This is a genomic window from Nocardioides sp. dk884 (assembly GCF_009557055.1).
Classification (GTDB): Bacteria; Actinomycetota; Actinomycetes; order Propionibacteriales; family Nocardioidaceae; genus Nocardioides.
The window spans coordinates 2,760,093-2,781,067 of record NZ_CP045649.1; the positions used below are offsets into that span (position 1 = coordinate 2,760,093).

20 protein-coding genes and 1 tRNA gene are annotated in these 20,975 nt (G+C 73.6%); 10 read left to right on the forward strand and 11 right to left on the reverse strand.

The window, feature by feature from the left end; translation table 11 throughout:
- Window positions 1-35 precede the first annotated feature (35 nt).
- Window positions 36-344 (forward strand): antibiotic biosynthesis monooxygenase family protein, encoded by a 309-nt coding sequence (locus GFH29_RS13300; RefSeq protein WP_153324322.1) that lies wholly within the window; start codon window positions 36-38, stop codon window positions 342-344.
- A gap of 88 nt (window positions 345-432) precedes the next feature.
- Here GFH29_RS13300 and GFH29_RS13305 read toward each other — a convergent pair whose 3' ends face one another.
- A complete protein-coding gene (locus tag GFH29_RS13305; RefSeq protein WP_153324323.1) occupies window positions 433-1,965 on the reverse strand; it encodes an AMP-binding protein in 1,533 nt (510 codons plus the stop codon).
- A gap of 124 nt (window positions 1,966-2,089) precedes the next feature.
- Here GFH29_RS13305 and GFH29_RS13310 point away from each other — a divergent pair, with 124 nt between their 5' ends.
- Genes GFH29_RS13310 through GFH29_RS13320 form a run of 3 tightly spaced genes read left to right on the forward strand, consistent with a single transcriptional unit; the run spans window position 2,090 to window position 4,561 of the window.
- A complete protein-coding gene (locus GFH29_RS13310; protein WP_153324324.1) occupies window positions 2,090-2,443 on the forward strand; it encodes a hypothetical protein in 354 nt (117 codons plus the stop codon).
- Window positions 2,406-3,899 (forward strand): ATP-binding protein, encoded by a 1,494-nt coding sequence (locus tag GFH29_RS13315; RefSeq protein ID WP_153324325.1) that lies wholly within the window; start codon window positions 2,406-2,408, stop codon window positions 3,897-3,899. Before GFH29_RS13310 ends, GFH29_RS13315 begins: the two co-directional genes overlap by 38 nt.
- Window positions 3,884-4,561 (forward strand): response regulator transcription factor, encoded by a 678-nt coding sequence (locus GFH29_RS13320; protein WP_153324326.1) that lies wholly within the window; start codon window positions 3,884-3,886, stop codon window positions 4,559-4,561. Before GFH29_RS13315 ends, GFH29_RS13320 begins: the two co-directional genes overlap by 16 nt.
- Here the strand turns inward: GFH29_RS13320 and GFH29_RS13325 are convergent.
- Both GFH29_RS13325 and GFH29_RS13330 read right to left on the reverse strand, forming a co-directional pair.
- Entirely contained in the window at window positions 4,548-5,465 is a 918-nt protein-coding gene (locus tag GFH29_RS13325; RefSeq protein ID WP_153324327.1) for a serine/threonine-protein kinase, read from the reverse strand. The genes GFH29_RS13320 and GFH29_RS13325 overlap by 14 nt on opposite strands.
- Window positions 5,466-5,517: 52 nt before the next feature.
- Complete coding sequence (locus GFH29_RS13330) at window positions 5,518-5,940, reverse strand: hypothetical protein (RefSeq protein ID WP_153324328.1); 423 nt, start codon at window positions 5,938-5,940, stop codon at window positions 5,518-5,520.
- A 223-nt stretch (window positions 5,941-6,163) separates the two neighbouring features.
- Between GFH29_RS13330 and GFH29_RS13335 the strand changes: the two genes are divergently transcribed.
- From GFH29_RS13335 to GFH29_RS13355, 5 genes are read left to right on the forward strand one after another with little or no spacing between them, the layout of a single operon-like run.
- Entirely contained in the window at window positions 6,164-7,837 is a 1,674-nt protein-coding gene (locus GFH29_RS13335) for an MDR family MFS transporter (protein ID WP_153324329.1), read from the forward strand.
- Window positions 7,815-8,321 carry a MarR family winged helix-turn-helix transcriptional regulator gene (locus GFH29_RS13340; protein WP_228387480.1) on the forward strand — a complete coding sequence of 169 codons (507 nt, stop codon included), beginning with the start codon at window positions 7,815-7,817 and terminating at the stop codon, window positions 8,319-8,321. Before GFH29_RS13335 ends, GFH29_RS13340 begins: the two co-directional genes overlap by 23 nt.
- Before the next feature lie 40 nt (window positions 8,322-8,361).
- A complete protein-coding gene (locus GFH29_RS13345; protein ID WP_153324330.1) occupies window positions 8,362-9,117 on the forward strand; it encodes a hypothetical protein in 756 nt (251 codons plus the stop codon).
- 44 nt (window positions 9,118-9,161) lie between these two features.
- The gene (locus GFH29_RS13350) at window positions 9,162-9,755 is read left to right on the forward strand and encodes a copper chaperone PCu(A)C (protein ID WP_153324331.1); all 594 of its coding nucleotides are present in this window, start codon (window positions 9,162-9,164) and stop codon (window positions 9,753-9,755) included.
- The gene (locus tag GFH29_RS13355) at window positions 9,752-10,960 is read left to right on the forward strand and encodes a Dyp-type peroxidase (RefSeq protein WP_153324332.1); all 1,209 of its coding nucleotides are present in this window, start codon (window positions 9,752-9,754) and stop codon (window positions 10,958-10,960) included. Before GFH29_RS13350 ends, GFH29_RS13355 begins: the two co-directional genes overlap by 4 nt.
- 228 nt (window positions 10,961-11,188) lie before the next feature.
- Here GFH29_RS13355 and GFH29_RS13360 read toward each other — a convergent pair whose 3' ends face one another.
- From GFH29_RS13360 to GFH29_RS13375, 4 genes are read right to left on the reverse strand one after another with little or no spacing between them, the layout of a single operon-like run.
- Entirely contained in the window at window positions 11,189-12,121 is a 933-nt protein-coding gene (locus tag GFH29_RS13360) for a lysophospholipid acyltransferase family protein (protein WP_153324333.1), read from the reverse strand.
- Between the two features lie 4 nt (window positions 12,122-12,125).
- Window positions 12,126-13,706, reverse strand: coding sequence for a lactate racemase domain-containing protein (locus GFH29_RS13365; protein WP_194289091.1), 1,581 nt, complete (start codon window positions 13,704-13,706; stop codon window positions 12,126-12,128).
- Window positions 13,706-14,941, reverse strand: coding sequence for a zinc-dependent alcohol dehydrogenase (locus tag GFH29_RS13370; protein WP_153337779.1), 1,236 nt, complete (start codon window positions 14,939-14,941; stop codon window positions 13,706-13,708). Before GFH29_RS13370 ends, GFH29_RS13365 begins: the two co-directional genes overlap by 1 nt.
- Window positions 14,941-17,238, reverse strand: a complete 2,298-nt coding sequence (locus GFH29_RS13375; RefSeq protein WP_153324335.1) for an HAD-IB family hydrolase — start codon at window positions 17,236-17,238, stop codon at window positions 14,941-14,943. The genes GFH29_RS13370 and GFH29_RS13375 overlap by 1 nt, the downstream gene beginning before the upstream one ends.
- Before the next feature lie 303 nt (window positions 17,239-17,541).
- Here GFH29_RS13375 and GFH29_RS13380 point away from each other — a divergent pair, with 303 nt between their 5' ends.
- A complete protein-coding gene (locus tag GFH29_RS13380) occupies window positions 17,542-17,841 on the forward strand; it encodes a DUF6221 family protein (protein WP_153324336.1) in 300 nt (99 codons plus the stop codon).
- 37 nt (window positions 17,842-17,878) lie between these two features.
- Here the strand turns inward: GFH29_RS13380 and GFH29_RS13385 are convergent.
- From GFH29_RS13385 to GFH29_RS13400, 4 genes are all read right to left on the reverse strand, one after another.
- A tRNA-Val gene (locus GFH29_RS13385) sits at window positions 17,879-17,950 on the reverse strand.
- Window positions 17,951-18,150: 200 nt separating this feature from the next.
- Window positions 18,151-18,615, reverse strand: a complete 465-nt coding sequence (locus tag GFH29_RS13390) for a peroxiredoxin (RefSeq protein ID WP_153325783.1) — start codon at window positions 18,613-18,615, stop codon at window positions 18,151-18,153.
- A gap of 17 nt (window positions 18,616-18,632) precedes the next feature.
- A complete protein-coding gene (locus GFH29_RS13395) occupies window positions 18,633-20,288 on the reverse strand; it encodes an AMP-binding protein (RefSeq protein WP_153324337.1) in 1,656 nt (551 codons plus the stop codon).
- Between the two features lie 48 nt (window positions 20,289-20,336).
- Entirely contained in the window at window positions 20,337-20,777 is a 441-nt protein-coding gene (locus GFH29_RS13400) for a DUF3052 domain-containing protein (RefSeq protein WP_153324338.1), read from the reverse strand.
- Window positions 20,778-20,975: the final 198 nt, after the last annotated feature.

Sequence of the window (20,975 nt, forward strand, 5' to 3'; positions counted from 1 at the left end):
GGGGATGCGCAGGCACCCGGACTACGCTCGGGCTCATGTCAGTCGTGAAGATCAACGCCATCTCGGTTCCCCCGCAGGCCGCCGAGGAGCTCGAGCGCCGCTTCGCCGCGCGCGCCCACACCGTCGAGGGCTCGCCCGGCTTCGAGGGCTTCGAGCTGCTCCGACCGACCGCCGGAGAGGAGCGCTACTTCGTCGTCACCCGCTGGGCCGACGAGGAGTCCTTCGCCGCCTGGCGCGACGGCGACGCCCGCACCGCCCACGCCGGCCAGCACGGCAAGCCCGTCGCCTCCGGCGCCGAGCTCCTGGAGTTCGAGGTCGTCCTCGACGTCAAGCCCTCCGCCTGACCCCTCTCGCCGAGTCGGCGCCAATGGCGGCCCCAGTCGGCGCCAGTGGCGCCGACTCGGCGCACCATTCGTGCCGACTCGGCGGGGGTCAGTTGACCTGGCGGTCGCGGCCCTCCCAGTACGGCGCGCGCAGCTTGAACTTCTGCAGCTTGCCGGTGGCGGTGCGGGCCAGGTCGGTGCGGAACTCCACGGCGGTCGGGGCCTTGTAGCTCGCGGCCCGCTCCTTGCACCAGGCGATCAGGTCGGCCTCGGTGACCTGCTCGCCGGGCGCGAGGACGACCAGGGCCATGATCGTCTCGCCCCACTTCTCGTCGGGCACGCCGATCACCGCGACCTCGGCGACCGCCGGGTGGGAGAACAGCACGTCCTCGACCTCGATCGAGGAGACGTTCTCGCCGCCGGTGATGATCACGTCCTTCTTGCGGTCCTTGATCGTGAGGTAGCCCTCCGCATCGATCGTGCCGCCGTCGCCGGTGTGGAACCAGCCGTCCGCGAGCGCCGCCGCGGTCTCCTCCGGCTTCTCCCAGTAGCCCTCGAGCACGACGTTCGAGCGGGCCAGCACCTCGTGGTCCGGCCCGAGCGCGAGTCGTACGCCGAGGGCCGGCGCCCCGGCGCGCACCAGCTTGGCGGCTCGCTCCTCGGTGCTGAGGTGGTCCCACTCCTGGCGCGAGCGGTTGATGGTGAGCAGCGGGGAGGTCTCGGTGAGCCCGTAGATCTGGATGAACTCCCAGCCCAGCTCCTCCTCCACCCGTGCGACGGTCCGCGTGGGCGGCGGCGCGCCGGCCACGATGATGCGGACCTTGTCGCGGCCGGGGATCGGCCCCTCCCAGGTCTGGGCGGCCTCCAGCACCGCGGCCACCACTGCCGGCGCCGCGCACATGAAGGTCACGCCGTGCTCCTCGACGCGCCGCAGGATCTCCGCGCCGTCGATCTTGCGGATCACCACCTGCTTGACGCCGAGGCCGGTGGCCGCGAACGGCATCCCCCAACCGTTCGCATGAAATTGCGGGAGCGTGTGCAGGTACACGTCACGGTCGCTCACGCCGGCGTGCATCGCGAACGTCGTGGCGTTGACCCAGATGTTGCGGTGGGTGATCTGCACGCCCTTGGGCCGGGCGGTCGTGCCGGAGGTGTAGTTGATGCACGCCGTGGCGTTCTCGTCCGGCTCCCACGGCCGCGGCTCGGCGCCGGGCGGGGCGTAGAGGTCGTCGTCGTTCCCCAGCACGAAGCGGTGCTCACAGGTGACCGAGGCGAGTGCCTCGTCGATCTCGGGGTCGACGTAGAGCACCCGGGCACCGGACTGCTCGACGATGTACTGGACCTCCTCGGGCCGCAGCCGGAAGTTCACCGGCACGAGCACCCGGCCGAACCCCGCGACCCCGAAGAACGAGGTCAGCAGCCGGGCGCTGTTGTGGCTCACCACCGCCACCCGCTCCCCGAACCCGATCCCGAGCTCGTCGAGCCGCGCGGCCTGCCGGCGGGCGAGCTCGCCGATCTCGGCGTAGGTGAGCGTGCCCTGCGAGGGCGCGGGCTGGTCGGGCTCGTCCACCACGCCGACGCGGTCGGCGTACACGCCCTCCGCACGGTCGATGAAGTCGGACACACTGAACGGGACGATCACGGCATCTCCTCCGAGCATCGATGGTGACGCAGGCCACTGTAGTGATCGACCCGCTCCGCGCAGATGAGAGCCCTCTCATGCGGTCCTCACGCGCGGCCCATGATGAGGCAGGATCATCCGCACCATGAGCAAGCTGTGGCAGGTCCTCCTCGGGCTCGGCCTGGTGCTGCCCCTGGGCGGGTACGTCGCGGGCTCGCTCGCCGCCACCTCCGCCGAGGACCCCGCCCCCCGCCCTCCGATCGTGCTGGAGACGACGTCCTCCGACGGCCGGCCGGTGCCGGGCACGACGTTCTCCCCCGCGCCCGGCACCGGGGAGCGCGAGGACCCCGAGGACGACATCGAGGTCGTCGTCCCGCAGCCGGGCGAGGTCGGCCCCGACGACACAGACGACACAGACGACACCGAGGACACCGACGACGCAGACGACCTCGACGAGGCAGATGACCTCGACGACCGGGACGGGGACGACGACGACTGAGCACCCGGCCTCGCGCCCGGACGCCCGACTGCGCAGGTCGGGCGTCTCCGTGCGCGCCCGCATCACCTTCACCGTGGCGCTGCTGGTCGGCCTGACCCTCGGCGGCGCCGGCCTCATCGTCTACCTGGTGGAGAGCCAGCGCATCGAGGCGCAGACCACCGAGGAGGTCGAGCAGGAGCTCGACGAGTTCGACCTGCTGAGCCGCGAGGGCGTCGACCCGCAGACCGGCGCGCCGTTCGCGTCGGTCAAGGACGTCCTGGTGCTGTTCATGGAGCGCAACGTCCCCGACGACGACGAGCTGCTCGTCGGCTGGGTCGGCGACCGTCCGGTGGTGCGCTCCCCCGCGGACCCGCTGGCCGAGGACCCCGCGTTCCAGGCCGCGGCGCGCCCACTGGTGAGGGACGGCGGCAGCGCCCGGCTGGAGACCTCCGAGAGCGAGATCCTGATCGCCAGCCAGCCGCTGACCCGCGGACGCGAGCGCGGCGCGCTGCTGGTGGTGATCAAGCTCGCCGAGGACCGTGCGGAGCTGATCGACACGATGCGCACCTACGCCGTGGTCTCGCTGCTGTCGATGCTGCTGATCACGGCGTTCGCGTTCTGGCAGGCCGGCCGCCTGCTGGCGCCGCTGCGCACGCTGCGCGAGACCGCCGACGAGCTGGGCGCCACCGACCTGTCGCGCCGCATCCCCGAGTCCGGCAACGACGACATCACCGCACTGACCCGCACCGTCAACAGCATGCTGGCGCGCCTGGACTCCGCGTTCGCCCGCCAGCGCGAGTTCCTCGACGACGCCGGTCACGAGCTCAAGACACCCCTGACCGTGCTGCGCGGACACCTCGAGCTCCTCGATGTCGGCAGCCCCCAGGACGTGGCCGAGACCAAGGAGCTCCTGCTCGACGAGGTGGACCGGATGTCGCGACTGGTCGGCGACCTGATCCTGCTCGCCAAGAGCGACCGTCCGGACTTCGTCCGGCTCGCGCCGGTGGACCTCGCTGCGCTCACCGACGACGTGGCCGCCAAGGCCCGCGGGCTCGGCGAGCGGCACTGGGTCGTCGACTCCCGCGCCGAGGGCACGGCGTACGCCGACGCGCAGCGGCTGACCCAGGCCGTGCTCGCCCTGTGCGACAACGCCATCAAGCACACCGGGCCCGGCGACACCATCGCCGTCGGCTCGGCGCGCGACGCCTCCGGGCTGCACTGGTGGGTACGCGACACCGGCCCGGGCGTCCCCGAGGCGGACCGCGAGAGGATCTTCGAGCGCTTCGGCCGCAGCACGGTCCCGGCCGACGACGAGGGCTTCGGCCTCGGCCTGTCCATCGTCCGCGCCATCGCCCAGGCCCACGGCGGCACGGTGGCGCTGGACCCGACCTGGACGGAGGGGACCAAGGTGGTCCTGACCGTCCCCACCCGCACCCGCACCCAGCACCCGGAGGTCCCCGCGTGGCCCGCATCCTGATCGTCGAGGACGAGGCGCGCATCGCGTCCTTCGTCGCCAAGGGCCTGCGCGCCGAGGGCCATCTGGCCACCGTCGTCGGCGACGGCCCCGGCGGGCTGGACCGCGCCCTGAGCGGGGACTTCGACCTGATGGTCCTCGACATCGGGCTGCCCGGGATGGACGGCTTCGCCGTGCTCGAGCAGCTGCGCGCCCAGGGCTCACGGATGCCCGTGATCGTGCTCACCGCACGGGACTCGGTGACCGACACCGTGTCGGCGTTGGAGGGCGGCGCCGACGACTACATGCCGAAGCCGTTCCGCTTCGCCGAGCTCATCGCCCGGGTGCGGCTGCGCCTGCGCCAGGCCCAGCCGGGCGGCGAGGCCGGCGCCCGCGACACGGTGGACGCCGGCGGACTGCGCCTCGACCTGCGCACCCGCCGCGCCACCGTCGCCGGGCGCCAGGTCGACCTGTCCGCCCGGGAGTTCTCCCTCGCCGAGATCTTCATGCTCAACCCCGGCCAGGTGCTGTCGCGCGAGCAGCTCCTCGACCACGTCTGGGGCCTCGACTTCGACCCCGGCTCCAACGTCGTCGACGTGTACGTCGGCTACCTGCGCCGCAAGTTCGGCGCGGCCCGCATCGAGACCGTGCGGGGCATGGGCTACCGCTTCGTCAGCGCACCTTGAACCCGGCGAAGCGCGCCCGCGGCTGACGCGCCAGGGCCGGCTCCAGCATCTCGGCGAACTCTGCCGGCAGCGGTCGGCGCGCGGGGTCCTTGTCCAGGCCGGCGTGCAGCGCCTCGACGACCTCGCCGGGCACTCCGTCGGGCAGCGCGCGCGGCGCCTGGACCAGCTGCGGCCACCGCTCGCGTACGTCGCGGGCCTTCAGGTCCCCCGACTCGAAGGGCCGGTAGCCGGCCACGGCCTCGAACACCGTCGCGGCCAGCCCCCACACGTCGCTCGCCGGGCACGGCACCCCCGCGCCCCCGGGGTCGGCCTGCTCGGGGGCGAGGTAGGCGTCGGTGCCGATCACGCTGCGCAGGGAGCCGGCCGCGTCGACCGGACGGGCCACCGAGAGGTCGATCAGCCGGGCCGGCGCGCCCATGATCACGTTGGCCGCCTTGATGTCCAGGTGGGTCCACCCGAGGCCGCGCAGGTAGTGCAGTGCGCCGGCGACCTCGATCGCCAGCGGCAGGTACTGCTGCTCGGGGAGCGGGCCGTACCTGCGCACCAGCGTGGACAGGCGCGGCCCGTCGACCTGTTCGAGGACGACGTGGGGCCGCGGCCCGTCCAGCCGGTGCCGCAGGGCGCGCACCACCACCGGGTGGTTGACGGTCGCGAGCGCCTCCACCTCGCGGCGCAGGCCACGCAGGCTGTCCGGGTCCTCGACCTGCCCCGGCCGCAGCACCTTCACCACCACCGGCCCGTAGGTGACCTCGTCGAAGGCGAGGTAGGCCTCGTAGGCCGACCCGCCGCCGAGCAGCCGCACGACACTGAGCTCTGGCGTGATCGGCTCGCCCTCGCGCAGGTCCCACCCGTCGCGGGCCGTCTCCGGGACCGCGGCGCGCGGCGGGGCGGTGGTGACGTTCATCGGCTCTCCTCCTTGGTGGTCGCGCCTTGCTGGTCGCGCCTGGGGGCGTCGCTCAGCGGCGGACGGCGCGGGTGTCGTTGCGGGAGCGGTCGTTGGTGGAGTTCTTCGTGCGGTCCCGGGTCTTGTCTCCGCCGTCCCGGGTCCAGTCCTTGGTGAGGTCGCCGCGGCTGCGGTCGCGGTCCCGGCTGACAGCGGTGACCCGGCTGTTGGTGTTGTCCGCGCGCGAGCGGCTGTCACCGGTGTCGCGGCTGCGGGTGTCGCGGGTCGCCTTGGTCTTGCCGGTGTTGGTGGCGGCGTCCCGGCCGAAGGTGTCGTCGTCGTCCTCGTCGTCGACCGCCAGCACCACGTCGGGCCGGTCGTCCTTGCGCTGGTAGGCGCCCTCGTCGGCCGCGACGCTCGGGGTCTGGAACGCGACGAGACCGGCCGCGACACCTCCGGCGACGCCCAGGGTGGCGATGCTCACGAGCTTCTTCATGATCGTTCCTCTCTGCCGGGTCCGGGCCCGGCACGCAGAGATGGTCCGCCTCCCGAGTGGCGGCGGATCCGTGCTGACACCGACTCTCACCGCCCACGGTGAGCCGCCGATGAGCCCCCGATGAGAGCACTCTCACGTCCCGCTGGATGTCGTGAGGAGGGGCCCGCACGCCTATCGTTGTGAAGAACAACAATTGCCTTCGACAACCTTGATGGAGCACTGCATGAGTACACCCACCGTCGCGACCGGTTTCCCGGCCGCCGCCTCCGGACCCTCGGGAAGTCCGTTGAAGCCTCTGGTGGGGCTGTTGCTCGGCATGTTCGTCTCGATGCTGGCGACGACCGTCGTCAGCACCTCGCTGCCGGTGATCCTCGCCGACCTCGGCGGTGGCCAGACGGCGTACACCTGGGTCGTCACCGCCACCCTGCTCACCACCGCCGTCTCCACCCCGATCTGGGGCAAGCTGGCCGACCTCTTCGACCGCAAGCTGCTGCTCCAGCTGGCCCTGGTGATCTTCATCCTGGCCAGCGCCGCCGCCGGCTTCGCCCAGAACAGCGAGTGGCTGATCGGCTGCCGCGCCATCCAGGGCATCGGCGCCGGCGGTCTGGGCGCACTGACCCAGATCGCGATGGCGGACATCATCTCGCCGCGCGAGCGCGGCAAGTACATGGGTCTGTTCGGTGGCGTGATGGCGCTGGCCACCGTCGGCGGACCGCTCATCGGCGGCGCGATCACCGACCTCTCGAACTGGCGCTACAACTTCTACGTCGCGGTCCCGGTGGCCGTCGTCGCGCTGGTGATGATCCAGAAGACCCTGCACCTGCACCCGTTGCCGAAGCGCAAGGTGAGCATCGACTACGCCGGCATCGTGTTCTTGTCGGCGTCGGTCTCCACCCTGCTGATCTGGATCTCGCTGGTCGGCAGCTCCTTCGCCTGGGCCAGCTCCACCACCGCCTGGATGGTCGGCGGCACCGTCGTCGGCATCGCCGCCTTCATCGCCGTGGAGCTGCGGGCCACCGAGCCGCTGATCCCGCTGACGCTGTTCCGCAACCGCACCTTCACCTGGGCGGTCATCGGCAGCCTCTCGGTCGGCGTCGCGATGTTCGGCACCACCGTCTTCTTGTCGCAGTACATGCAGCTGGCCCGCGGCGCCTCGGCCACCGAGTCCGGCCTGATGACGCTGCCGATGATGCTGGGCCTCTTCCTGGTCTCCTCGGTGGCGGGGCGCCAGATCACCAAGACCGGCGTCTGGAAGCCCTACGTGCTCGGCGGCTCGATCCTGCTGACGATCGGCATGGGCCTGATGGGCACGATCGAGTACGACACCAACTTCGTGCTGGTCTCGGTCTACATGTTCGTCCTCGGCTCCGGCGTCGGCCTGGTGATGCAGAACCTGGTGCTCGTCGTGCAGAACGCCGTGCCCCCGCGTGACCTCGGTGTCGCGAGCTCCGGGGTGAACTTCTTCCGCACCGTCGGCGGCACCATCGGCGTCGCCGTCCTCGGCGCGGTGCTCGGCAACAAGGTCACCTCCCACATGGCCGAGCGCGCCGGCGACCTGCAGGCGGCCATCGGCTCGCTCGGGTCCCAGGGCAAGGAGGTCGCCGTGGCCCTGCAGAGCGGCTCCATCCCCGCGGTGAGCAGCCTTCCCGAGCCGGTGCGGGCCGTCGTGGAGTCGGTGTACGGCGCCTCGGTGGCCGACATCTTCGTGGTGGCCGCCCCGATGGGCCTGCTGACCGTGATCGCCGTGGCGCTGCTGCCGAACCTCGCGCTCGGCACGCTGACGCGCCACGAGAAGTTCAGCGCCGAGGAGAGCGCGGTGGCCCTGGCGGCCACCGCCGAGGCCGCGGCCGGCCAGAACGGACCGGAGCACCCCGGTGACGGACGCGACCACCGCTGACCTGGCCGAGGCCGTCGGTGAGATCGAGGCCCAGTTCACCCGGATGGCGGCGGCCTCGCGCCGCCGCCTGCGGGAGCACGCGAGCAGCGTCCACCCCGACCTCACGCCGCTCGGCTTCGCCCTGCTCACCGCCTCCCAGCACCTCGGCCGGTGCCCGCAGAGCGCCCTCGTGCAGCGGATGCAGGCCGACAAGGGCGCGGTCAGCCGGGCGGTCGCTCAGCTGGAGCACTTCGGACTGATCCGCCGCGAGGCCGATCCCGCCGACCGGCGCAGCCAGCTCCTCGAGCTCACTCCCGCCGGCAGGGCGGCCCTCGCCGGGGTCGACTCCCGCTCCCGCGAGCTGCTGCACGGGCAGCTCGAGGGCTGGACGCTCGCCGAGGTCCAGCAGCTCCGTGACCTGCTGACCCGACTCAACGACGCGGCGCGCGTCCTGCCCGGCGCGGGTCCCGGGACTTCCGACTCCCCGGCTCGTTCGGAGACCTGAGGCTCGGTAGCCTGACGGCGCCGCCGACGAGAGGGACCCGATGAGCACACCGCTGCTGTGGACCCGCGCCGTGGTCCTCGCCGTGGCCGCGCTCGGTGCCGGGGTCGTCTCCCACGTCGCCGCCGACGGCTCGCTCCCCGGTCCCCTCGCGCTGCTCGTGCTTCTCGGGCTGACGAGCGTCGTCGCGGTGCCCTTCCTGCGCGCACGCGCCTCGACCGGGCGCCTCGTGCTGCTGGTCGTGGGCGGGCAGGCGCTCACCCATGCAGCGCTGAGCGCCCTCGCCGGCCACGCCGGGGACCGGGCCGGGTCGACCCTGGCGGCGCCTGCCGCACCCGGCGGTGCCCTGCTCGAGATCACCGACTCCTCGGGCCGGCGTACCGGCTCCCTGCTCGACCAGTACGCCGCGGCGTCCGACGCCGCACCCGCCGGCGCGGCGAGCGACCCGCTCACCGGGCTGGTCACCGGGCTGCTCGACCTCGCCCGGCACCAGCTCGCCCATCTCACCGAGCAGGGCCCGGCGATGCTCCTCACGCACACGCTGGGCGCGGTGGCCCTGGGGCTGTGGCTCGCGGTCGGCGAGCGCGCCCTGTGGCACCTGCTCCACCTCGGCGCGGCCCGGCTGGCGAGCGCCGCCCGCGCCCACCTCGTGCTGCGCGGCGCACTGGCCGCCGTGCGCGACACCCTGAGCGCCGGGCGCCCCTGCCCGCCGGTCGTCGCCGGCTGGCGTCCGCCCCTCGACCAGGTGCTCGGCCACCAGGTCGCCCGGCGCGGGCCACCGCGTCTCCTCCCCGCCTGAGCCAGCGCGCCGCGCGCCACCCACCCCTGTCCGGAGGAGACCCCATGCACCGCACCACCACCCGCCACCGCACCCGCCGTTCCGCCCTCGGCGCGCTCGCCCTCGCCGGCGCACTCGCGCTCACCGCCTGCGGCGACGACGCCGAGCCCGCCGAGCAGTCCGGCTCCGCCGCCACCAGCGGCCCCGAGATCGTCGTGACCGACCCGTGGGTCCGCGCGACCGACGGGGCCGAGGACACCTCGATGACCGCAGCCTTCATGGACCTGGCCAACGAGGGCGACGAGGCGGTCACGCTCGTCTCCGCCTCGAGCGAGGTCGCCGGCACCGTCGAGATCCACGAGATGGCGAACGTCGACGGCAAGGCCGTCATGCAGGAGGCCGAGGACGGCGTCGAGCTCAAGGCCCGAGGCGGCCAGCTGCTCCAGCCCGGCGGCTACCACGTCATGCTGATGGGCCTCTCCGACGAGCTCGCCGCGGGCGACGAGGTCACGCTGACCCTGGAGTTCTCCGACGGGAGCACCCAGGAGATCACCGCGCCGGTCAAGGCCTTCACCGAGGAGGAGGGCGACTACCACGACCACGGCTCCCACGACCACGGCGACGAGGGCCACGGCGACGAGGACCACGAGCACCCGTGAGCACCTCGGGAGTCGGACGCCGCGGCTTCCTGGGCTACGTCGGCACGGCGGTCGCGGGTGCGGCCGCCGGTGTCGGCGGCGCGACGCTGGCGGGGTCGAGCAGCCGCGCCGAGGACCAGGCGCCTGCCGCCGACACGTCGGCCTGGGCCGGGCGCACGATCGCGCCGCACGGTCCGCACCAGCCCGGCGTGGCGGCCGCGCCCGCCCACGTCACCGAGCTCGTCGCGCTGGACCTGCTGGCCGGCACCGACCGTGACGCGCTCGGGCGGCTGATGCGGGTGTGGACCGGCGACGTCGAGGCCCTGACGCAGGGTCGCCCCGCGCCGGGTGACACCGCGCCCTGGCTGGCCACCGCCAACGCCGACCTGACGATCACCGTCGGGGTGGGCCCGGGGGCGTTCGGCCCACGCCGCCTCCGCACTCCCCCGCCCGGTTTCGGCGAGGTGCCGCCCATGCGCCACGACCGGCTGCAGGAGCGCTGGAACGGCGGGGACCTGGTGCTGCACGTCGCCGGGCGCGACGCCACCACCGTGGCGCACGCCGTACGACGTCTGGTCGCGGACGCGGCGCCGTTCGCGACCCTGCGCTGGCGCCAGCAGGGCTCGTGGAACGGCACGGGTCCGCAGGGGCAGCCGGTCACCGGACGCAACCTGTTCGGGCAGGTCGACGGGTCGGCCAACCCGCGGCCCGGGACCCCGCTGTTCGACCAGACGGTCTGGATCCCCGACGGGCCCTGGGCCGGTGGCACCACGCTGGTGGTGCGCCGGATCCGGATGGACCTCGACACCTGGGACGAGCTCACCCGCGACGAGCAGGAGCAGTCCGTGGGCCGGCGCCTCGACGACGGGGCACCACTGAGCGGGGGTGGCGAGCTCGACGACATCGACCTGCGCGCCCGATCCGGCGGACGCCCGGTCATCGCGCGCGACGCCCACGCCCGGCGGTCCCACCCGGGGCTCAACGGCGGGCGCCGGATCTTCCGCAAGGGCGCCAACTACGTGCTCGACACCGAGCGCGGGGTCGAGTCCGGGCTGTTGTTCCAGAGCTTCCAGGCCGACCTGCTGGATCAGTTCGTCCCGATCCAGCGGAGCCTCGACGAGCTCGACTCGCTCAACGAGTGGACCACCGCGATCGGCTCGGCGAGCTTCGCGGTGCTGCCGGGCTTCGAGGCCGGCAGCTGGCTGGGCGAACCCCTCCTGGCCTGACCCCGCCCAGTCGGCACCAATGGTGCGCCCAGTCGGCGCTCATGGCGTGCGTGCTCCGGCCCGGCTGAGACGCCACCGGCTCGAGCCGACGGTGCGCCAAGGCGTGGGGGTCGGTGGGCTGGGGCCGGTCATCACCGCGCAATTGCTGGGAAAAACACCGACCGCCGCGCCGTACCGGTGTTTTTCCCAGCAATTGCGCCGAAAGACACCTCCCCCACCCGCTCGGCGTCAGCGCCGCCAGGCGCGCAGCAGCCGCCCGCCCGGCTCCTCCTCGATGCGGGGCGAGGCGGACTGCTCCCACACCCGGCGCCACGGCGCCACGTCCGGCCCCGCGGGGTCGGGGGTGGCGCCCCGGGCGGCGCGGCGCCGCGCCGCCCACCAGGTCGTCGCGTCCTCGTCGAGCAGCTCCGCCAGCGCGGTGCGGATGCGCGGGGCGAACTCGCGCGCCGACTCCCCCGGCGCCACCCGCAGCGGCTCACCGAACCTGATCGTCAGCTGGCGCCGCCCGCGGCTGGGCCAGTCCTGCCCGCGCGGCATCGCGGCGAAGGTCCCCCGGTGCGCCACCGGCACCACGGGCACGCCGTGGGCGTGCGCGAGGTGGGCCGCGCCCATCCGGAAGGTGCCGGTCCAGCCGTCGCGAGAGCGGGTGCCCTCGGGAAAGATCACCAGGCTCCAGCCCTCGGCCAGCACCTCCCCGGGGGTGGCCGCCATCGACCCGCCGTGCCGGTCGATCGGGAAGGTGTTGAACAGCAGCGAGGACCCCACCGCGCGCCACCAGGTGTCGAAGAAGTAGTCGGCCGCCGCGGCGACCGCCGTACGCCGGCGCCACTCGGCGGGCAGCGACAGCAGCACCAGCGGGGTGTCGAGGTGGGAGGCGTGGTTGGCCACGAAGATCACCGGCCCCTCGACCCGGTCCAGCACGTCGAGGCCCTCGACACGGGTGCGGACCTGGGAGCGGAACAACGGCTCCAGCCCCGCCTTCTGCGCGACCTCCCGGGCCGCGACCGCCGGCGGTCTGCGGGACCAGTCGGAGGGGAACACCGAGGTCTGCTGCGCACGCACCCACGGCTCCGCCGATCGCGGGACCTGCGAGCGCCGTCCCCAGCGCCAGCCGCGCGCGACCGTGCGCAGGTCCTCGGCGGTCCCGGCGAGGAAGCCCATCACGTCACCGCACGTCCGCGAGCAGGTGCGGCGGGCTGTGCAGGTAGGTGATCGACGGGGAGGAGCCGACGGTGCCCGAGGCCATCTCGAGGGCGTCGGCGAGCGTCGAGGCGGCCCGGAAGCCGAGCCGGGCCGCGACCTTGCGGTCGGCCCCCACCCAGATCACGTCGCCGACGTGGTCCATCGCGTGCGCCGCCCAGTACCACATGTAGAACGGGTGCACCCCGTGGTAGGCGTGCGAGGTGCGGTAGAGGTGGCGGTACCACTCGTCCTCGGCGAACTGCCGCTCGTACTTCTGCCCGATCACCGCCGGGTCGGTCGACTCGGCCAGCACCTCCTCGTAGAAGTCGACGTAGGAGGGGTGGTGCAGCTGGTCGAACCCCTCGTCGAGCGGGTGGTAGAGCACCACCGCGCCGCCGGGGCGCACCACCGGCTGGTGGCGGTAGGAGTTGAAGAAGTAGCCCAGCCCCATGCAGGTGGCCAGCACCGGGTTCATCGAGCTGTTGACGTTGTAGGGGCCCAGGTAGGGCACCCCGAGCACCAGCACGTCGGACTGCCCCTGCACCTCCACCAACTGCTGGCGGTGCACCCGCTCCAGGGTGCGGGCGTGCACGGCCTCCACCTCGCCCGCGGCGACGCCGGTCAAGCCGTAGGCGCCGCGCAGGTCGTGGAAGAGGCGGTGCCGAAGCCGCTGCGGGGCGAGTGCGAGGCCGCGCTTGACGGCGAGCATCGAGGCCTGGTCGCGCACCGACCACTCCCACTCGCGCTTCTGGAAGAAGTCGTAGGGCCGCGGGAAGACGTCGTTGTCGAGGGTCGTCTCGATCTGGAAGACCTGCACGTGCTCCTTGATCACCCGCCCCATCCGCCACGCCGAGTGGTGCATGGCCGAGCGGGTGTGGTCCATGAACGAGCGCGACTGCACCATCGTGTGCGCGTTGTGGTGGTGGCGCAGCGAGCGGTACGACGCCAGCCCGATCCCCACCGACTTGTGCCCGCCGTCCATCGCGACGAGGTTGACGTTGACGTAGACCACCAGGTCCGACTCGGCCGCGCGACGGCTGATCTCGACGTCCTCGCCCTGCTCGGTGGTGCCGAGGTGGGCCAGGCCCTCGGGGTCCTCGGCGTCGAAGTTGGTGAGCAGTCCCTGGGGGTGGAAGGAGCGGAAGACCCGCTCCCCGACGATGTGGCGCAGCTCGGCGGCGGTCATCCGGCGGTGCAGCGCGTTGGCCGCGACCAGCTCGACGTCGTCCACGCCGGCCTCGGCGGCCAGGGTCAGCACGTGCTCGATGATCCGGCCGCGGATGTCGGGGGCGCGCATGGCCGGCAGCGGCAGGGACACGTCGTCGAAGGCGATCGTGAGCCGCATCCCCGGGCGCAGCAGGGCGGGCAGCGGGTCGGCGTCGACCGGGTGCAAGAGCGCCTCGCGGATCGCCTCGTCCACGTCGGGGACCACCGGCAGTGACTCGGGCGGGTAGACCACGCGGGTGCCGAGCGGGAAGCGCTCCAGGCGGAACCCGAGGCCCTCGTGGACCACCAGCGGCGGGGTGCGGTCGTCGACCTCCAGCACGAATCCGGGACGGCTCATCAGATCTCCTGGGGTGCTGACGGGGAGGGACGCGGGTCGAAGGCCACCTTGACCGTGCCGAGCCGGCCGGCCCCGTGGGCGTGGTCGAGGGCCTCGCGCCAGCGGTGCAGCGGGTAGCGGGCGACGGCGCCGGCCACCTCCGCGAGGGCGGGCGCGGGCAGCAGCGCGGTGGCGATCTCGAAGGCGCTGCGCCCCGCCCAGGCGCCACCCGCGCCCGGCTCGTGCACCGCCGAGGCATAGCTGCCGACGACCTCGAGCTCGCGGAACCACGCCGCCGAGAGGTCCGCGGCGGCGGGCATCCCGGACAGCACGACGCGCCCCCCGGCCCGGGTGGCCTGCAGCACGGTCTCCAGCGAGCGGCGCGACCCGACGGCGTCCACCGCGACGTCCACCCCGCCGAGGAGGTACGGCGAGGACAGCTCGGGCTGCACCTGGAAGGCGCCGGTGGCGCGACGCACCCGGCGCAGCACCTCCTCGGGGCCGACCACCTCGCTGGCCCCCAGCGACGCGGCCAGCGCGCGCTGGTGGGGGTGCTTGGCGACCACGAGCATCTCGCCGGTCGGGGTCAGGGCGCGCAGGGCGAAGGCGGTCAGCAGGCCCACCAGGCCGGCTCCGCTGACCAGCACCCGGTCGTCGGGGCGGACCCCTGCTCGCAGCGCGGTGTGCACCGCGCAGGCCAGCGGCTCGAGCAGCAGCGCCCGGACGTCGTCGACCTCCGCCGGCACGGGATGCAGCTGGCTGCGGTGCGCGACCAGCTGCTGGCCCCACCCGCCGCCGGTGTCGTGGCAGAAGCCGGTCTGCAGGCCGGCCGAGAGCGCACCCACCGTGATCCGCGCGCAGCGGTTGGTCGCGCCCCGGGCGCAGGACGGGCACGGCTCGACGCCGCGGGCCGCGCAGGCGAGCACGGGGTCGAGCACGACGCGGGTGCCGGCCGGCAGGTCCTCGCAGTCGTCGAGCAGCTCGGCCACCACCTCGTGCCCCGGCACGAACGGCAGCGACACGACCGCGGAGAAGTACAGCGACGTCTGCCCGGACAGCATCGAGAGGTCGGAGCCGCAGATGCCCGAGAGCCGGGTGCGCAGCCGCGCCCAGCCGGGCCGGGTTGCCTGCGGCGCGTCGATCGTGACCAGCCGCAGCGGCGCGGCGTACCCGGACAGGATGCCGGGCAGGCGCGCGCCGACCGCGCGGCCGGCGACCGTGCGCGGCAGCGACCGGAACATCTCCAGGGCCAGCATCACCGGGCACCACCGCCGGCGGGGTTCAGGGCGCGACCCGCGGCCGGCGGGCTGGCCCAGTCGACCACCGTCCAGCGGTGGCGGCGCGCGTGGCGGAACAGCGCCACGTCGGGGCGTACGGCGACCGGGTTGCCCACCGCAGCGAGCAGCGGCAGGTCGGAGTGGCTGTCGGCGTAGGCGAAGGACTGCGCCAGGTCCACGTCGTGCGCGGCGGCCCAGGAGCGCAGGAACGCGGCCCGGGACTCCCCCACCAGCGGCGAGCCCGCCAGGTGCCCGGTGCACACACCGCGCTCGTCGACCGCGAGCTCGGCGGCCTCGATGTGGTCGAAGAGCGGGGCCAGCGGCCGGGTCAGCGGGGCGATCGCGCCGGTGATCAGCACCGTGCGCTGCCCGGCGGCACGGTGCTGGCGGATCCGGCGCACCGCGTCGGGTGAGAGGCGGGAGACGACGTGGCCGGCGAGCTGCTCGTCCACGACCTGCTCGAGGTCGGTGAGACGCGCCCCGGCGTACTCGCGGTAGAGCGTGCGCAGGAAGTCGCTGCGCTGGCGCCGGTCGGCCTGCACGAGGGTGGGCACCTTCGCCGCGATCCGGGCCAGCTCGGCGAACCGGGCGCCGGGCGTCAGCTCCCGCAGCCGCATCCACAGGTAGGTCTCGATGACGTTGGAGGACAGCAGCGTGCCGTCCATGTCGAAGAACGCCGCGGTGCCGGGGTGCTCTCCCACCTCGCGGGCGACGCCGGCGGTCCGGGGTCCCCGTGCGGCGCGCAGCTCGTCCATCGCGCGAACCGGCGCGGTGACAGCGGGGCAGTGGATGTCGCGCAGGTAGACCGCCCAGTCGATCGCGGCGGTGTCGAAGGCGAACCGCTCGCGGTCCTCGGCGCTCAGCGAGCTCCACAGCGCGAGCGTGTGGGCGTCGGAGAAGCGCAGCTCGGCCTGGGCGTACTCGCGGTACAGGTCCAGGTAGCGGCGCAGGAACGCCAGTCGCCGCCCCTGCTGGTCCAGGCGCCGGGCGAGGTCGCGGGTGCGGTCCCCGCGCGGCGCATGGCCGAGCACATAGCCGGCGGCCCGGTGCGCCCGCTCGCTGGAGGTGAGCAGCCGCTCCACCGCCGGCGCGCCCGGGAAGCGCCACTCCGGCAGCCGGGCCGCGCCCCGGTCACCGGTGGTGAACGGGTGCTGCTCGAAGTAGCCGCGGACGTGGACGTAGAGCGCCGCGAAGGCCAGCGGGTTGCGGTCCCCCGAGGTGACGTGGAAGTACGCCGGGGCGCCGGGCGCCGGCGGGTGCGCGAGCACCGCGACGAGCGCGGCGACCACGTGGTCGACCGGGACGATGTCGACGATCGTGTCGGCGGCCGCGGGGAACTCCGGCAGCTCTCCGCGCCCGTAGGCGAGGATCAGCGGCTCGGCCATCTTGAAGCCCTCGATCCACCCGGGGTGCGGGCGTGCGAGCGCGGACTCGATGATGCTCGGGCGCACGATCGAGGCGCGGTGCGTGCGTGCCCACCCCTCGACCACCCGCTCGCCGAGCGCCTTGGTGAAGGTGTAGCAGTCGGTCCAGCCCAGGCTGCGTGCCCGCTCGCTGCCGACCCGCGCCAGCTCCTCCTGCACCCACTCGCGCCGCGCGGCCTCCGTCGCGCGGGCCGCCGTGAGCAGCCCGGCGCGCCCGTGCTCCTTCTCGGCCCGGCGGCGCTCCCGGGTCAGGTGCTCGGCGCCCCGCGAGCGCCGCTCGACGTCCGCGCGCTCGGCCAGCCCCCAGGCGAGCTCGGCCTCGAGGTCGACGTCGTGCTCCACCGGGCCCTCCGCGACGTGGCCGCGCCGGCGTCCCGCGACGTAGGCCGTGGAGACGTGCACGTAGTGGATCGCCTCGGGCGAGCGGCGCTCGCGCGCCAGCGCCTCGTCGATGCGGGCGAGCAGGTCGCGGGTGCCGACCACGTTGGTCGCGAAGCCCTGGTCCACCGGCGGGTCGAAGGACACGTCGCCCGCGCAGTGGACGACCCCGTCGAGCCCGTCGGGCAGGGCCGGCGCCTGCGCGAGGTTGCCCTCCAGCACCGCCACCCGCGACGCCATCAGCCGCTCCACCCCGCCGGCGGCCTCGACCACCGGGGCGAAGATCGCCTTGCCGAGCAGCTCGGCGATCCGGTCTGCCGCCCCCTGCGCGCCCCTGGCCCGCACCAGCACCGTCGTGCGACAGCCCGGGGCCTCGCTCAGCAGCAGGTGCAGCAGCGCCTCGCCGACGAAGCCGGTGACCCCGGTGAGCAGCACGTGTCGCGCGTCGAGGCGATCAGCGAGCGACGTCGGCATCGGTCCTCCAGGGCGGGTGGTCCCACGGGCGGCGTCAGCACCGTACGACACCGGCGGCGAGTCCGGACAGGCTCGAGCGACAGGTCGGGGCGCCGCTTCGCGCGACGGCACGCGTTGGCGTCCTGCGGTCGACCCCCCCGTCGGGCGACCGTAGGACACCAACACGGCGCCGGGGCGGGCCGGGGCTCACGCACATCCGGCCGCCAGCACGGCGCGCCCCACTCTGTCGCAAAAACGTACGGCGATCGACTTGTTTCAAACGTGCGCACACGCGAAAAAACAGAACGGTGCCAGGCTGGCCCGATGGACGAGATCGTGGAGTTCGTGCGGGCCCGGATCGAGGAGGACGAGGAGCTCGCCCGCGAGGTCGCGGAGCAGGCCCGCCACGACGAGGGTGCGACGCCCGCCCCAGCCCCCGAGACCGCCGTCGCCGTCACCGGCGTGGCGCGGGTGCTGGGCGACTGCGAGGCCAAGCGGGGGCTCCTGCAGCTGGCCGAGGCGGCGAGCGCCGACGACCTGCCGGGCTACGCCACCGCGATCCGTCAGCTGCTCGCGCTGCCGTACGCCGACCACGCCGACTACCTCGACGCGTGGCGGCCGTGATCCGAGCGACGGCCCAGACCGTGCGCGTGGTGTTCGGTGGGCGCAGAGGGGATCGAACCCCCGACCACCTCGTTGTAAGCGAGGGGCTCTACCGCTGAGCTATACGCCCGTGCTCATTTCGCGGCCACAGACTAGACGAGAGCCGCGGTCCGGCGCGAAGCGGCCGGCCGGGAAGGCCCGGGGACAGACGTCGGACCGCCGGTGTCTCGGGTCACCAGCGGTCCGACCCGGGGAGCGTAGGCCCCGCGCCGGGCGTGGTGCGAGCGATCCCGGGAAAGCCGCCCGGGCGGTCTAGTCCCGCGGGGCCGCTCAGGTCAGGGCGTGCAGCTGGCGCAGGTGCTCGTCGAGGTCACGGCCCTCGGGCATCGCGTTGTGCACCGACCAGCGCACCCGGCCCTCGCGGTCGATGACGTACGACGAGCGCCGCGGTGCGCCGATCCGCTCGTCGAAGACGTCGTAGGCCCTGGTGACCGCGCCGTGCGGCCAGAAGTCCGAGAGCAGCGGGAAGTTGTGTCCCTCGGCGTCGGCGAACGCGCGCAGGGCGAACATCGGGTCGCAGGAGATCGCGAGCACCTCGGTGTCGAAGGTCAAGAACTCATCGAGGCGGTCGCGCACCCCGGCCAGCTCGCCGGTGCACACCCCGGAGAAGGCGTAGGGGTAGAACAGCAGCGCGACGGCCTTGGTGCCGCGGAACGACGACAGCGTCACGTCCTGGCCGAACTGGTCGCGCAGGGTGAAGTCGGGCGCCAGCCCGCCGAGGGACAGACCCGCGATGCCCTCCTGGTCGGTGCTCACGACGACTCCTTCCTGACGGGCGTGCCCGGTGTATCCGGCCGGGCCAGATCCCGCTTGAGGACCTTGCCGGTGGCGTTGCGGGGCAGCTCGTCGAGCATGACGATGTCCCGCGGGACCTTGAACCTCGCCAGATTCTCCTTCACCCACTCGCGCAGCTGCACGTCGGTCACCTCCGCGCCGTCGCGGAGCACGACGTAGGCCACCAGACGCTTGCCGTACTGCTCGTCGTCGACGCCGACCGCGGCCACCTCGAGGACGGCCTGGTGGCGGGCGAGGCAGTCCTCGACCTCGCGCGGGAAGACGTTCTCGCCGCCGCTGACGATCATCTCGTCGTCGCGTCCCTCGACGTAGAGCCGGCCGTCGGGCCCGAAGCGCCCGACGTCGCCGGTGGCCATCAGCCCGTCGATCATGTCCTTGCCGCCACCGCCGCTGTAGCCCTCGAAGAGGATCGTGTTGCCCACGAAGATCCGGCCCGGGGTGTCCGGCGCCGCGGGCTCGCCGTCCTCGTCGTAGACACGTACGACGGTCCCCCACGGCGGCCGGCCAGCCGAGGTGGGCGCCTCGCGCAGGTCCTCGGGGGTGGCGATCGAGGCGTAGGCGACCTCGGTGGAGCCGTAGATGTTGTAGAGGTGGTCCCCGAAGTGGTCCATCCAGCCCAGCGCCAGGTCGCCGGGCAGCGCCGAGCCCGACGACGCCACCACCTGCACGGTGGGCAGGTCGTGGGCGGCCAGGACGTCCTCGGGCAGCGCCAGGATGCGCTGGAGCATGACCGGGATGACCACCACGCACTCGCAGCGCTCGTCGGCGACGACCCGCAGCGCGTCCTCGGGGTCGAAGCGACGCCGCAGCACCAGCGTCGTGCCGAGCAGCATCGCCAGCGCCATGTGCGCGTAGCCCCAGGTGTGGAACAGCGGGGCGGCCACGTGGGTGCGCCAGCCGGCGCGCAGCGGCATCCGGGAGAGCAGCGAGACCGCCGCGTCGATCCCGGGCTCCGCCCGGGGCGCGGCCTTCGGGGTGCCGGTGGTGCCGGAGGTCAGGATCACGATGCGCCCGTGGCGCTGGGGTGCGTCGAGGTCGTCGCCGCAGGACGCCGCGATCAGGCCGTCCAGCGTCAGCCGCTCCCCCGCGGACCCGGCGTGGCCGTCGCTCCACGCGACCACCCGGATGCCGGGGACCTCGTCGGCGAGCAGGCCGGCGAACTCCTCGTCGTGGATCACCACGCGCGGCCCCTCACGCTCGAGGACCTCGAGCAGCTGGGGGCCGGCGAAGGCGGTGTTGAGGTAGAGCGCGTCGGCACCGAGGCGGTTGATCGCGATCGTGGCCTCGACGAAGCCGCGGTGGTTGCGGCACATGAGCGCCACCGAGTCGCCCTCGCCGACGCCGAGCTCGCGCAGCCCGCGGGCCAGCGCGTTGGCGCGGCGGTGCAGCTCGGCGTAGGCCAGCGAGCCACGCTCGTCGATGATCGCGACCCGGTCCGGCGTACGCAGCGCGACACTGGCGAACCCGCCGCCGGGGCCGGTCCCCCAGCGGCGCAGGGTGCTCATGAGCCCGAGCAGGACCGAGGGGCCGTGAGGGCGGATGACGCCGGAGCCGAGCAGCACCCTGCCGGCCGTGGCCGTCGAGGCGAGCCGGGCCGTCAGGGTGTCGAGCACAGGTGGGTTCCTTCGGTGCCGCGGAGGGAGCAGTACTGCCCCAGCCGGTCAGGCCGGGGTCTTGGGTGCCACCAGTCGCGTCGCCGCCCAGTCCTTGCTGACGGTCGCCGTCGTGGTCTGCGCGAGCCCCGCGATCGGAGCCGCCTCGGCGATGTCGGACGCGTCGACGGCGTTCGGCCTGCCGACCTTCGGGGTCATCAACCAGATGGAGCCACCGCCGACGAGGTCGGTCAGGGAGTCGACGAGTCCATCGACGAGGTCGCCGTCGTCTTGTCGCCACCACAGCAGGACCGCGTCCACGACGTTGCCGTAGTCACCGTCCACCATGTCGGCGTCGAGGGCGTTCTCGATGGCAACGCGGAGTTCGTCGTCGGCGTCGTTGTCCCAGCCAAGTTCCTGAATGACCATGCCGGCCTTGAAGCCGAGCCGGGCAGCCGGATCGGCAGGGGCGCCTGTCTGGGTGGACCCGCCACCCGCGGTCGAACTCACTGAGGCCTCCAGACATCTGATGAGATACGGCCCCCCGGGATGTCGGAGAAGCCGGATGTGAGGAGTAGTCCAGCGGAGTCGGAGCCGCTGCGCAAGCCGGTACACGCCACGACCTCGTCGTACGGCGTCCCGGGACCGGCTCCGCGGGGGCCCGCGGCGGGCGCTGGGGACCCTCGTGGCGGGGTCGAGTGGAGACCT